10 protein-coding genes are annotated in these 12720 nt (G+C 64.1%); 7 read left to right on the top strand and 3 right to left on the bottom strand.

Going from position 1 to position 12720, the window contains the following annotated elements; genetic code table 11:
* Nucleotides 1–121: 121 nt before the first annotated feature.
* Nucleotides 122–1519, top strand: coding sequence for an APC family permease (locus tag BMY29_RS00640; protein WP_049990212.1), 1398 nt, complete (start codon nucleotides 122–124; stop codon nucleotides 1517–1519).
* Between the two features lie 21 nt (nucleotides 1520–1540).
* On the opposite strand, the gene BMY29_RS00635 is transcribed toward BMY29_RS00640, so the two are convergent.
* A complete protein-coding gene (locus BMY29_RS00635) occupies nucleotides 1541–2032 on the bottom strand; it encodes an Lrp/AsnC family transcriptional regulator (RefSeq protein WP_049990213.1) in 492 nt (163 codons plus the stop codon).
* Nucleotides 2033–2252: 220 nt separating this feature from the next.
* Here BMY29_RS00635 and BMY29_RS00630 point away from each other — a divergent pair, with 220 nt between their 5' ends.
* From BMY29_RS00630 to BMY29_RS00615, 4 genes are all read left to right on the top strand, one after another.
* The gene (locus tag BMY29_RS00630) at nucleotides 2253–3563 is read left to right on the top strand and encodes an aspartate aminotransferase family protein (RefSeq protein ID WP_049990214.1); all 1311 of its coding nucleotides are present in this window, start codon (nucleotides 2253–2255) and stop codon (nucleotides 3561–3563) included.
* A gap of 353 nt (nucleotides 3564–3916) precedes the next feature.
* A complete protein-coding gene (locus BMY29_RS00625; RefSeq protein ID WP_049990215.1) occupies nucleotides 3917–4705 on the top strand; it encodes an ABC transporter ATP-binding protein in 789 nt (262 codons plus the stop codon).
* Entirely contained in the window at nucleotides 4695–5996 is a 1302-nt protein-coding gene (locus tag BMY29_RS00620) for an ABC transporter permease (RefSeq protein WP_081985458.1), read from the top strand. The genes BMY29_RS00625 and BMY29_RS00620 overlap by 11 nt, the downstream gene beginning before the upstream one ends.
* Nucleotides 5993–7243, top strand: a complete 1251-nt coding sequence (locus tag BMY29_RS00615; protein WP_049990217.1) for an ABC transporter permease — start codon at nucleotides 5993–5995, stop codon at nucleotides 7241–7243. Before BMY29_RS00620 ends, BMY29_RS00615 begins: the two co-directional genes overlap by 4 nt.
* A gap of 696 nt (nucleotides 7244–7939) precedes the next feature.
* On the opposite strand, the gene BMY29_RS00610 is transcribed toward BMY29_RS00615, so the two are convergent.
* Together BMY29_RS00610 and BMY29_RS00605 are read right to left on the bottom strand one after the other, a co-directional pair.
* Nucleotides 7940–8704, bottom strand: coding sequence for an IclR family transcriptional regulator (locus tag BMY29_RS00610; protein WP_049990218.1), 765 nt, complete (start codon nucleotides 8702–8704; stop codon nucleotides 7940–7942).
* Nucleotides 8705–9058: 354 nt separating this feature from the next.
* Entirely contained in the window at nucleotides 9059–10753 is a 1695-nt protein-coding gene (locus BMY29_RS00605) for a (2,3-dihydroxybenzoyl)adenylate synthase (RefSeq protein WP_049990219.1), read from the bottom strand.
* 252 nt (nucleotides 10754–11005) lie between these two features.
* Here BMY29_RS00605 and BMY29_RS00600 point away from each other — a divergent pair, with 252 nt between their 5' ends.
* Complete coding sequence (locus BMY29_RS00600; protein WP_049990220.1) at nucleotides 11006–11236, top strand: hypothetical protein; 231 nt, start codon at nucleotides 11006–11008, stop codon at nucleotides 11234–11236.
* Entirely contained in the window at nucleotides 11236–12717 is a 1482-nt protein-coding gene (locus BMY29_RS00595; RefSeq protein WP_049990221.1) for a sodium:solute symporter family protein, read from the top strand. Before BMY29_RS00600 ends, BMY29_RS00595 begins: the two co-directional genes overlap by 1 nt.
* The last annotated feature ends 3 nt before the right edge of the window (nucleotides 12718–12720 follow it).

The following is a 12720-nucleotide window of genomic DNA, read 5'->3' as shown; positions in this document are numbered from 1 at the left end:
GTCTGTCGCCTCCCGTTCGACACTCGTTGAACGTAGTTCGATTGATTGACTAGATGAAGAACGCAGTCTCATAGCGAGCGGAATAGTTAAACTTAAGACGTACTGTTTGCCACTGCGTGGTATGAGTGAAGATGGCAGACAGTTCGAGCGCATCCTGACGAAGAAGGATCTCTTCGTGCTCGCGTTCGGTGCAATGATCGGGTGGGGATGGATCATCCAGACGGGGTTTTGGCTCGACGAAGCCGGCGTCGGCGGCTCCGTACTCGGATTCGTCGTCGGCGCGGTTATGGTGTGTATCGTCGGCCTGATTTACGGTGAACTGGCCTCCGCGCTGCCGTTCGTCGGCGGCGAGCACGTCTACAGCTTCCGGGCGCTCGGTCCGCTCGGATCGTTCATCTGTACGTGGTCGCTCGTCCTCGGCTACGTGGGCGTCGTCGTCTTCGAGGTCGTCGCGTTGCCGTCCGCGATGGCGTACATCGTGCCCGGCTTCAACGTGTTCGAACTCTGGACCGTGGCCGGTGAGCCGGTCTACGCCTCCTGGATCCTCGTCGGCGGACTCGGCGCCGTCGCGATGACGGCGCTGAACTACCGCGGTGTGAAACCCGCGGCGCAGTTCCAGACGCTCCTGGCGCTGGTCATCGGCCTGGCCGGCGTCATGCTCGTCATCGGATCTGTCTTCAACGGGCAGTCGCAGCCGAACCCACCGCTGTCGGACGTCGGGGCGACGGGCGTGGCAACGGTCGCGATCATGACCCCGTTCATGTTCGTCGGGTTCGACGTCATCCCGCAGTCCGCGGAGGAGGCGGACGTCTCGCCGCGTCTCATCGGACTGCTCATCCCGGCCTCGGTCACGCTGGCCGCGCTGTTCTACATCGCCGTGATCTGGGCGTCCGGACAAGCGATGCCCGGCGCCGAACTCGTCGAGAGCCCGCTTCCGGCCGCCGCGGCGATGGAGGCGATCTTCGACAGCCGAGTGATCGGCCGGATCATGGCGCTGGCCGGTATCGCGGGTATCCTCACGAGCTGGAACTCCTTCCTGCTCGGAGCGAGCCGCGCCGTCTTCGCGCTCGCCGACTCGGGGATGATCCCGAAGCGGATCAACACGCTTCACCCCGAGTACAACACGCCGTCGACGGCCGTCGCCCTCCTCGGTGGCCTCTCGGTCTTCGCACCGCTGTTCGGCGAACAGATGCTGGTCTGGATCGTCAACGCCAGCGGCCTCGGCCTGGTCGTCGCCTGGTTCCTCGTGGTCGTCTCCTTCTTCGTGCTCCGGCGGCGCGAACCCGACCTCGAGCGGCCGCTCGAACTGCCGTTCGGCTACGCGTTCGGTGCCGTCGCGCTCGTCCTGACGCTTGGCTTCATCGGACTCTACTTGCCGGGCGGCCCGTCGGCGCTCGTCTGGCCCTACGAGTGGGCGATCGTCCTCTTCTGGGCGCTGCTCGGCGTCGGACTCTACGGGATTTCGTCGACCGAGTCGGACCTCGAACTCGCGGACCTCGAACTGGACGAACTCGAATAACCGCGCAACCGGCGCCGCCGGTCAGTCCATATCCGCGGTGTGTTCTAGCAGCGTTTCCAGCGAGAAGTCGTTCAGCGGCCGGGATTCGTCCTTGACGGTTTCGACGACGAACTGCGAACTCGTGCGGACGACCTCGTCGATCGCCTCGTAGTCGCTGATGAGTCGGTGGACCATCTCGCGGTCCGAGAGGTGAGCGATGACGACGAAGTCGGTGTCCCCCATCGTGAAGTACGCCTGGTTGACCCCTTCGATGGCGGCTAACTGCTCGCCGACCTGCTCGTGATACTGGTCGTCGTACTCCGCGATGACCTCCGTGATGACCGTGATATCGAGGCCGAGTTGCTCGAGGTCGACGTCCAGCAAGTCGTTCGTCACGACGCCTTGCTCTTTGAGTTTCGTGAGCCGGTAGTGGACCGTCGACTTCGGAATGCCGGTGTGCTCGGCGATCTCGTCCGGGCTTCCCGTACCCAGTTCCGCCACGGCTTGGAGAATGCGGATGTTCCGCTCGTCCATATCCGCGGAGAGGCGCCGCGGGATTAAACACTATTCGAACAATCGCCACAAATTCGGCCGCTAGTCGGATACAGTTCGACGGATCGAACGCCGGATTGATTGACGGTGGACCGTTCGTCCGATTTCCGCCCGCGTAGCTCCGGTTACCCGAGCAACGATGCGTGTCGTACTGAGTTCAGCATAGTATGTTTTATTAGGAGGTAGTACCGTTATTGCTACTATGTCTAAACACGAGTCAAATGCTGCCGTCGAGGCGGCGTACGACGAGCACGTGATGTCCATCTGGAAGTCCCTTGACGTGCCGGTCAGACGGGCCGAGGGGTGCACGCTCGAGGACTTCGACGGGAACGAGTACCTCGACGTGTTCTCCGGCATCTCCGTAACGAACGTCGGCCACGGGAACGAAGCCGTCGTCGACGCCGCGAAGGACCAACTCGACGAATTCGTCCACGGCTGTTCGTACGTCCATCCGAACGAACCGGTCGCCGACCTGGCCGAACGGATCGCCGACGTGACGCCAGGCGACCTGCAGAAGAGTTTCTTCTGTAACTCCGGGACGGAGGCCGTCGAGGGCGCGATCAAACTCGCCCGGAAGTACACCGGTTCGAAGGAGGTCATCGCCCTCGAGATGGGCTTTCACGGGCGCACCCTCGGCAGCCTGGCGCTGACAGGGAACAAGGCCTACAAGCAGGGGATGGCGCCGACGATCAACGACGTCGCCCACACCGCGCCGCCCTATGGCTACCGCTGTCCGCGCTGTGACGGCGCGCAGTGCGGTCCGGAGTGCGCCGACGAACTCGAGCGGGTCATCGGCTCGCACACCAGCGGCGACCTGGCGGCGGTCGTCGTCGAGCCCGTCATGGGCGAAGCCGGGATCATCGTCCCGCCCGAGGGCTGGCTCGAACGGGTCCGCGAGATCGCCCACGACCACGGCGCCTTGCTCATCTTGGACGAGGTCCAGACCGGCTACGGCCGGACCGGCGAGCTGTTCGCGACCGAGCACTTCGACGTCGAACCCGATATCCTGACCCAGGCTAAGGGGATCGCCAACGGGCTCCCGCTCGGCGCGTTCACCGCCTCGGCGGAGATCGCCGACGCCTTCGAGTCCGGCGACCACCTCTCGACGTTCGGCGGCAACCCCGTCGCCTGCGCCGCCGCGCTGGCGACCATCGACGAACTGGAAGACGGCGTGGTCGACCACGCCCGCGAGCAGGGCGCCTGGCTCGCCGACGAACTCGCGGCGCTCGAGGAGGACTTCGACGTCGTCGGCCAGACCCGGGGACTCGGCCTGATGTGGGGCGTCGAACTCGTCGAGCCGGGGACGACGGGCCCGCAGAACGTCGCCCCGAAGCCGGACGCCGAACTCGCGTCGGCGGTCAGCGACTACCTCCGCGAGGAGTCGCAGGTCGTGATGGGCGTCGGCGGCTACTACAAGAACGTCATGCGGTTCCAGCCGCCGCTGACGATCTCGCGCGACCAGCTCGCCACCGCCGTCGACGAGCTCCGGGCGGCCCTCGAGACGGTCGCCTGAGCGGCCGATCGCGAGGCGGCGACGCCGGCCGTCCCGCCAGGCGTGCGCGACCGAATCCGCCGTAGAACGCGCCGCCGTAGAACGTGATCGACCGCCAATCTGTACGGCGCCGTTTCGATACCGAATCGCCGGAAAACGCGTTCCCTACTGCATACTTTTCCCAAGCGGGACAGTTGCCGTCACGGCAAGCATACGACCGTCTCGCGACTGACTAGTCGATCGCTGGCGACATCGCGTTGCCGTCTCCGAACGGTTGTATCGACCGGGATAACCGTTAAGAGACGTCTTGCAGGGGTAACCGGGTCGAAACAATGGGTCGGTCCGCCGTCGGGTAGCAACGAGATCGCGTGAGGATGTCCGATCACACAGTTTACGATTCGCGCTCGTCGGCCCGGGGACCCGCCCAGCGGGATCGAAGCCGCGAGGACGACGGGGGCGAACCGACGACGGCCGTTCGTCTCGAGGGCGTTACACACCAGTACGGCTCTACCGGCGGTCGGCTCCGGTCGGGTCGGGAGCGGGCGGTGACCGCGCTCCGCGACGTCTCCATCGAGGTACCGACGGGGACCATCGTCGGTCTCGAGGGACCAAGCGGGAGCGGCAAGTCGACGATCCTCCACACCGTCGCCGGATTGTTGGTGCCGACGAGCGGCCGCGTCGAACTGCGCGGGACCGACCTCACGACGCTGTCCGAGACCGAACGGACCGAGCTGCGCCGGCGTCACGTCGGGATCGTCTTCCAGCGGTTTCACCTCATGCCCTCGCTCTCCGCCCGCGCGAACGTCGCGTTGCCCCTGGTTCAGGCGGGCGTCCCCAGGGCCGGTCGGCGAGAGCGGGCGACGGCGCTGCTAGAGGCGGTCGGGCTCGGCGATCGGACGACGCACCTGCCCGGCGAACTGAGCGGCGGCGAGCGCCAGCGCGTAGCGATCGCGCGGGCGCTGGCGACGGATCCGGACGTGATCGTCGCCGACGAGCCGACGGGCGAACTCGACACGGCGACCGGCGCGGACGTCCTCGAGCTCCTGACCGATATCGGTCGCGACCGGGCCGTCGTGGTCGCGTCCCACGACGAGGCCACGCTGTCCGTCGCGGACCGGGTTGTCACACTGTGCGACGGACGGGTGGTCGACGATGGCCGGTGACGGCGGGACCGACGGGACACCCGGCCCTAGCTCGGGCCCCGGTTCCGGTCCCAGTGCGGGGCCGCGACGCACGCGCTGGCGCGGCTTGGTCGGTCTGACGGTCATCAGGTGGTGGAAACGCGCAACGCGGACGACGGCGGCCAGGGTCGCGTCGACGGTCGCCGCCGTCGCGCTGACGATCGCGTTCCTGCTGACCGTGACGGGCGTCGCGCTGGCGCTGGCCGACGGCGGCGTGGTGACCGAGGACGACGCCGACGTCCGCGTCGCGCCGGAAGACGGGAGCACGCTCTCCTCGGTCGACGGGGTCGAGGGACCGAACCTCGGCGAGACCAACGAGCGGGCCGCGACGATCCGCTCCCAGGACGGCGTCGAGCACGCGTCGCCGATGCTAATCGAGACGGCGCGACTCGAGGGGGCCGACGGCGAGCCGCGGACCGTCCGACTCGTCGGGATCGATCCCGACGACGAGTCGCGGACCGTCGCGGGGATGTCGACGAGCAGCCTCGAGCCGGGCGATCCCCACTACGCAAACGGCTCGTACGACGGTCCGCGGGAGGGCACAATCGTGCTCTCTCGCACCGCGGCGGACAGCCTCGATGCGTCCGCTGGTGACGAGTTGACCCTCTGGATGGGACCGGAGGCCGAGAACGCGCCCACGGTCACGGTCGCAGCGGTCGACGACGGCGAGAGCGAGGCCGGCGCTCCGTTCGCGCTCGTCCACCTGAGCGAACTCCAGACCGTCGCCGGCGCCGACGACGGGCAGCTCGCCGACCGAATCCTGATCTGGGGCGAGGAGGACGCGGCCGAGGCGGCCGCCGCCGACGCCTATCCCGCCGCGTCGGTCGACGTCGCCGGAAGCACCGACCCTTCGGCGCTGTTCGACGACGGCCTGGCGTTCGCGACGAGCGTAATCGCGTTGCTCGTCGGCGTCACCATCTGCGCGTCGTTCGTCGCGACGACGATGGGGATGACCGTCGACGAGGACCGGCGGGACCTGGCCGTCCTCGAGTCGGTCGGATACCCGACCCACAGCCGGCTCGCCGTCGTCGCAATCTCGACGGAAGTCACGACGCTTGCGGGCGCACTCGCGGGCATTCCCCTCGGAATGCTCGGCATCCTCGGCGTCAACGCCATCGCCGGCGCGACCGTCGCCCCGGGGACGGTCGCGCACTTCCACCCGATCTTCGTTCCCTACGCGATCGTCGTCGCCTTCGTCGCCGGCCTGGTCGCCGTGCCCTATCCCCTGGCGGTGGCCGCGCGGACCTCGGTCCTGGCGGAGGTGGGACGATGAGCCCGGGATCGGGATCGGGACTGAGCGGCGCGGTGATCCGTGCGAAAGCGGTCCTCGGCCTCGCGCTCGCCCAGCTCCGGCGCTCGCCGGGCCGGACCGCCCTCACCGTGGTCGCGGTCACGCTGGCCGTGCTCTCGGTGACGGTGCTCGCGAGCCTCGGCGTCGGCGTCCTCGAGAAGGGCGAGCGGGGCCTGGACAACGCCGATCGGGATATCTGGGTCTCGCGGGAACCGGTCGATCCGACTGCCAGCGGCACGGAGAACCCGATCGCGGGCGCCCACGGTGTGTCGGCGGAGCTCACCGCGCGGGATGACATCAGCTCCGCCTCGCCGATCGCGATGTACGACATTTACGTCGGCACGGACCCGTCGGAGCTCCAGCGCCGCCCCGCGGTCGGCGTCCAGGAGACCCACGACGGGTTCGACTTCGAGGCGGGCCACGGCTTCGAGGTCGACGAGGAGACCGCCGCCAGCCCCCCGCCCGATGAGCCCGAGCGGAACGAAATCGTGATCGACCCGCGGGTCGCCGAGGAACTTGGCGTCTCGGTCGGCGACACGATCCACGTCGGGACCAGCCGGCACACGGCGGCGACTCACGAGTTTACCGTCATCGGCATCTCCGGCTACTACTCGCAGTACCTGGGCTCGCCCGCGATGACGGTGCCGCTCGGCGATCTGCAGGCCGTCGCCGGAACGTCGGGGACCGACCGGGCGACCTTCATCACCGCCGACGTCGAATCGGACGCCGACCGCGACGCCGTCGCGGCCGATCTCAACGCGGACTACCCCGAATACGACGTCCGGACCAGCGACCAACAGGTCCAGTCGATGCTCGAGGAGCGCACGATCGTCCTCGCCAGCGGCGCGACGCTGGTCGGCCTGGCCGTCCTCGGCGGTGTCGTCCTGACGGCCAACCTGTTCGCGCTCGTCGCCCACCAGCAGCGCGACGAACTCGCGGCGCTGCGGGCGGTCGGCCTCTCTCGGCGCGTCCTCGCCGGCACGATCGGCGCCCAGGGCCTGGTCATCGGTCTGGTCGGCGGTCTGATCGGCGTCGCGGCGACGCCGCTGGCCGTGCTCGGGCTGAACCGGTTCTCGGCGTCGATGTTGGGGTTCGAACGACTCCTGCAGACGACGCCCGAGATCTACCTCGGTGGCTTCGCGCTCGCGATCCTCGTGGGAACGATCGTCGCGCTCGTTTCCGGCTGGCGCGCCGGCCGCTACGCTCGCATCGAACATGTCGAAGGGTGACGGGCAGGGCGGTCCCGCCAGTCCCGGTCGTGATCGCGCCGGATCGCCGCCCACGATTCCTGCTGCGGTACCGCGAGTCGATCTAGTCGGACCGTTCCTAATTACCGAGTTCTGTCACATCTTGTCTATCGACCAATGGGGTAGATACCCCCGTTATATGTCAGATTTGATATTACGATTCTAACTCGACATGAATTGGATGTCATACCAATGACTGTACCCAATTAGCCGGCCGCAATGTTACCCCCTGAAGGATACTCGTACGACGGTTCGGCGGATCTGGCGGCGCCACCGAGATTTTGGAGTTGCCGTCGAGGTATCCATACCGCTGGACGCGCCCTCGTTGGTGATTTGATCGATGGGCAGTACCCGTTCGCTTCGAAGCCGCCCGAACCGGGCGTACTGGGCCGATTATCTCCCTAGCTCTCGCCACGACTATATTACGGAACCACTCTGCAAATCCATATTCGATCTATCTTATACGATCCCTGAATAGTAAGATACCATATTATTATCCATAAGTACCAGAATTAGAATGTTAATTTGGTCGGATACGGCGTCTTCAGATTGTCTTCCTATGAATTACAGACATATGACTGTAAACAACTACAGACGATTGTCGGGTTACGGGCATTCCGCAAAACGGCGTTGATCGCAGGATAGCGACGTCCGAACAGAGGGTGAGATCGGTCGGCCCTACGTGTACGAGATCGTGAGCTCGAACTCCTTGACGGCACCCTGAATCAGATCGGGTAGTTCCGACTCGAAGCGGTCCCCTCGCAAGCGGTGGGACGGACCCGCGACCACCAGGCTCCCGAGAAGGGCGTCGTCGGGATCGAACGCCGGTGCGGCGACGGCTTTCAGCCCATCGACGTACTCCCCATGAACGGTCGCGTACCCGCGGTCACGGATCTCCGCGAGTTCCGATCGGAGTTCTTCCCTATCCGTTATCGTGTTTTCCGTCCGCGCCGGTAAGTCGTATTCGTCCAGTATCTCCTCGCGTCGATCCGCCGGGAGATGCGCGAGAACCGCTTTACCCGACGCAGATTGGTGGAGGTAGAGATTCTGTCCGACCCGGGCCTCGGACGGGACGCCTTCGGTCCCCATTTCGCAGTAGAGAAACGTCCCGATTCCCTGGTCCTCAACGAGAAAGCCAACGAATTCACCGGTCTGATCCGCGACCTGTTGGACGATCGCTTTCGACTGCCGGTGGAACGAATACCGCTCCCGTGCAGCTCCGCCGAATCGGAGGAACTCCAGTCCGAGGACGTACTCATCGTCTATCTTCGTGACGAACCGCCGATTTTGAAGCGTCCTCAGGTGTCGGTGCACGGTGCTCTTCGACACACCCACTTCGTCAGCGATCGTCGTTAGCGAGACTCTCTCGTATGAATGAAGCGTCTCGAGTATCTCAAGTAGCGTTTCGTCCGATTTGATCGTGCCTTCCGTCCGCTTTCCCATACCATAACCCGTGGTGTGAGGTACCATATTTGTTCCGTCTCATGCAATCATTAGGACTCTCTCTTGGAGAGCCGATAGCGATCATCAATCTATTGCACGAGGCGGAACGAACGGTGATCAGGTCGTTAGTTCGCTGTATGGGCTTCTCTTGACCCCGTACATCCACTATATGGTGGATTCAATCGCATGAACGATATATTGGTCCATAATTGCTAAGGAAAAATTGGCCCATCCGATGGCCGCTTATTGCACGGTAACAAATGGCAGGAAACGGATCCCGGAGCAAAACCAGACTTGGTAGTTACGCTTCGAGAATGGAACACGGACGGGACGGACGAGAAGAGGCCGGACTATTTACTTCGACTCTGCATCGACGATTCGGTCCTTGAGGGCCTGTTTCTCGATCTTGCCGACTTCCGTTCGCGGAAGCGACTCGAGGATCTCGAGATACTCCGGCCGCTTGAAGACGGCGATACCGCGCTCCTCCAGGAACGACGAGACGTCCTTGAGCGGGAGTTCGGTCGCATCGTCCGTCAGTTCGACAAACGCGGCTGGTCGTTCCCCGAGTCGGTCGTCCGGCATTCCGATCAAGGCGGCGTTCGCGATCTTCGAATGCTCGACGAGTTCGTCCTCTATGCCGGGCGCGTAGATGTTTTCCCCGCCGCGGATGATGGTATCCTTGATTCGGCCGTAGACCTCTAGGTTACCGTCGTCGCGCCGGGCGAGTACGTCCTCAGTGAAGAACCAGCCGTCGTCGGAGAAGTTCTCAGTATTCTCCTTTTCGTTCCGGAAGTAGCCGGTGAAGTAGCCGGGACCGCGGACGGCGAGTTCGCCCGCTTCTCCGGGAGGGACCTCCGTTTCGCGGTCGGTTTCCACGATACGGATCTCGTCGGCCTCGGGGGCGATCGGACGACCGACGGTGTTGGCTTGGACTTTGACGTCGTCTCCTGGACGAGTGCAGATGAGCGGCCCCTCGGCCATGCCGAAGATGTTACAGAACCCGACGTTCCAGCGATCGACTGCCTCCTCGACGACCCTCGGCGGAACCTTCTGGCCGCCGCTGACGAGCACCTCGAGCGAACTCAGGTCGTACTGGTCGAGATCCGGGTGTTCGAGGATGTCGAGGATCTGTGTCGGCATGGGAAGCGTGTAGTTGCCGCCGACGCGCTCGATAAACGCCATGAGCGCGTCCGGCTTGAGTTCCGGTTCGACGGCAACTGTCGCTCCCGCCCACAGGGCGGCGCCAACGATGCAGTTGAGCGAGGCATTGTGACCGATAGGCACGCCCGGGAAGGCGACCCAGTCGTCTCGAACGTCGGCCGCGTCGGCCATCCGTTCCCACTGGAAGACGTACTCGTTGTGGGTGCGCGGAATCGCTTTCGGCAACCCGGTCGTCCCACCGGAAAGGAGCATGACGCCTGGTTTCGACGGATCGACGTCGGTCTTCGAGACCTCGTCCCCGTACTTGTCGACCCAGCGCTCGTCGCGCATTTCGGCGAACGCGTCGCAGCCGTCGACGGAGGACGTCTCACCGTCGGTAACGGCGATGAGATGCTCCAAAGATTCGTGAGAACTGCGGACGTCATCCGCGAGTCCAACGAAGTCGAATCCGGACGAATAGCGGCCGTAATCGACGACGTAGGCCCGCGCGTCGGTGAGATCGACGACGTGGTTCGCCTCGGCGCTCCGGTGACGAGGAAGCACCATTACCGGGATGACGCCGACGCGAGAACAGGCGACGAACGCCTCGAGGAATTCGGTGCAGTTCGGTAGCTGGAGGACGACTCGCTCGTTCGGGCGCAGGCCGAGTTCACCGACGAAGTACGCCGCGATCCGCCTGGAATTCGCCGCGAGCTCCGCGTACGTGAGTTCGCGATGCGGCCCGACGAGAGCGGTATAGTCGGGGATTTCCTCTGCGTGTCGGTCGACTACGTCGTGAAACGTGATATTTCGCCAGTACCCGGCGTCGATGTACGCCTGTTGTCGTTCGGAGTCGAACGGAACATAACCGTCTAAAGACGCCGTATCGATAGTCTCGCCTTCGACCATAGGTGCGGATCCACATACCGGACCGGTATTATTAAATCTATGTCCGGGCTCGGCCTCTGTCTTTGCGCTTCGACGCCTATAGCGACAGAGCGCACCGCCCGTTGTTCCCCGCGGAATATGTATGATTATTTATAATTATCTTCAAGTACCCCTGGCATATAACGTGGTGTGTGAACTGAGAACATGATGGGCGATAGCTTTTGGACTCCGAAGTCACCGGTACGAGCGGCGCTACTCGTCTCCGTACTGACGATGGTCGTACTGCATCAGAGCGAACTGTTCGGATTGATGGACGCGCAGACGTTGCTGTTCGGATGGCTGCCGATCCAGATCGCGTACGACATTGCGTTCCTCCTCGTCGGCGTCGTTATCCTATCGGTGATGTACGTCGTCGCGCCCGAACCGCCCGCGGATTACGATGCGAAACTCGAGCGAGAGGACGAACCAACTGACCCCGTCGCTCCCGCGGAGGGCGATGACTGATGCTGGCCGAATCGAACCTCCTTATCGTCGGTATCACTGCGGTCTACCTCCTGATCGTCCTCGGCGTTGGTCAGCTCGCAGCGCGGACGACCGGCACTTCCCGCGAGGACTACCTGATGGCGGACCGGTCGTTCAGTACGATCATCCTCTTGGCGGCGCTGTTCGCCACGAATATGACTGCGGTGGTGATGATCGGTGCACCGGGGCTGGCGTACAACGCCGGAGCAGGCGCGTTCGGATTCTTCGTCGTTCTGTTCGCGTTCCTCTTCCCGGTCTTCCTGATGACGGTCGGCTACCGAATCTGGATGGTCGGAAAGGAGTTCGGTCACATCACGCCGGCACAAATCATCAACCACCGATGGGACGCCGAGTACCTCGGTGTGCTCGCCATGGGAATGTTCACCGTCTGGACCGTCCCGTATCTCCTCGTCGGCGTGCAGGGAGGGGGAATCGTCTTCGAGGCGTTGACGGATGGCCTGGTCCCCTACTGGGCGGGGGCCGCGATCGTCCTCCTCGTGGTCGGCGGCTACGTCTATCAGGGCGGAATGCGTGGGACCGGCTGGACGAACGCGTTCCAGGGTATCGTCTTCATCGCGTTCCTGCTGGCGATGTTCGCGTGGATCCCGTTACGGGTCGGCGGGTTCACCGAGGCAACGAATGCCGTCGCACGGATCAACAACGGTGCGCTCCTGAACCGTGCCGGGATTCCCCCGTTTCAGCCGCGGATCTGGTTCTCGCAGGGGCTAGTTGTCGCGTTTGGCGCCTTCATGTTCCCGCACCTGATCATCCGCTACATGACCGCCAAATCCGTGAAGAACCTCCAGCAAACCGCCGTCCTCTACCCCGTCGCGGTTATCGTCGTCTGGGTGCCCGCCGTGATGCTCGGGTTCTGGGGGATCGCACAGATCCCCGATCTGGCGAACCCCGATTTCATTTTGCCGGCGTTGGTCGGCGAGTTCCTCCCCGTCTGGGTCATCGGCTTCGCTTTGGCCGGCATCCTCGCCGCGCTCATGTCGAGCCTCGACGGGCAGGTGCTCACCCTCAGCACCTTCTTCACCGAGGACGTGCTCCGGCCGTTCTTCGACGTCGACGAATCCAAGGAGATCCATTACACGCGGCTGTTCCTGATTGCGATCTTCCTCGCAGCGTTCGCTGGCGCCATGCTCACCCGTGATACGATCGTCGACACCGCGACGTTCGCGTTCTCCGGCTTTGCGCTGATGTTCTTCCCGATCTGTTCGGCCTTCTACTGGCGCCGATCCAACAAGTACGCCGCTTATGCGGGCCTCATCTGGGGATTCGTCGGCCTCTGGGCGTTCGAACTGGGACTGCTCCCGGGGAGCTTCACGTTCGGGTTCCTCCCGTTCCTGCCGTTGGCCGCGAGCCAGCTCGTCCTGATGATCGTCGTCGCATATCTGACACCGGAACCGCCCGCTGAAAGGGTATCGGAGTACGAGCGACTCTTCGAAAATGTCTGGTGAGAA

It is taken from the genome of Natrinema salifodinae (genome assembly GCF_900110455.1).
GTDB classification, from domain to species: Archaea; Halobacteriota; Halobacteria; order Halobacteriales; family Natrialbaceae; genus Natrinema; species Natrinema salifodinae.
Note: the sequence above shows the minus strand (reverse complement) of the source record. Positions and strands in the feature narration are given on the sequence as shown.

Bases quoted from the DNA above. Each gene is read 5' to 3' on its own strand.
- BMY29_RS00635 (WP_049990213.1), bottom strand. From the start codon at position 2,032: ATGGACGAGCGGAACATCCGCATTCTCCAAGCCGTGGCGGAACTGGGT.
- BMY29_RS00620 (WP_081985458.1), top strand. From the start codon at position 4,695: ATGGCCGGTGACGGCGGGACCGACGGGACACCCGGCCCTAGCTCGGGC.
- BMY29_RS00605 (WP_049990219.1), bottom strand. From the start codon at position 10,753: ATGGTCGAAGGCGAGACTATCGATACGGCGTCTTTAGACGGTTATGTT.
- BMY29_RS00630 (WP_049990214.1), top strand. From the start codon at position 2,253: ATGTCTAAACACGAGTCAAATGCTGCCGTCGAGGCGGCGTACGACGAG.
- BMY29_RS00615 (WP_049990217.1), top strand. From the start codon at position 5,993: ATGAGCCCGGGATCGGGATCGGGACTGAGCGGCGCGGTGATCCGTGCG.
- BMY29_RS00595 (WP_049990221.1), top strand. From the start codon at position 11,236: ATGCTGGCCGAATCGAACCTCCTTATCGTCGGTATCACTGCGGTCTAC.
- BMY29_RS00640 (WP_049990212.1), top strand. From the start codon at position 122: ATGAGTGAAGATGGCAGACAGTTCGAGCGCATCCTGACGAAGAAGGAT.
- BMY29_RS00610 (WP_049990218.1), bottom strand. From the start codon at position 8,704: ATGGGAAAGCGGACGGAAGGCACGATCAAATCGGACGAAACGCTACTT.
- BMY29_RS00600 (WP_049990220.1), top strand. From the start codon at position 11,006: ATGGTCGTACTGCATCAGAGCGAACTGTTCGGATTGATGGACGCGCAG.
- BMY29_RS00625 (WP_049990215.1), top strand. From the start codon at position 3,917: ATGTCCGATCACACAGTTTACGATTCGCGCTCGTCGGCCCGGGGACCC.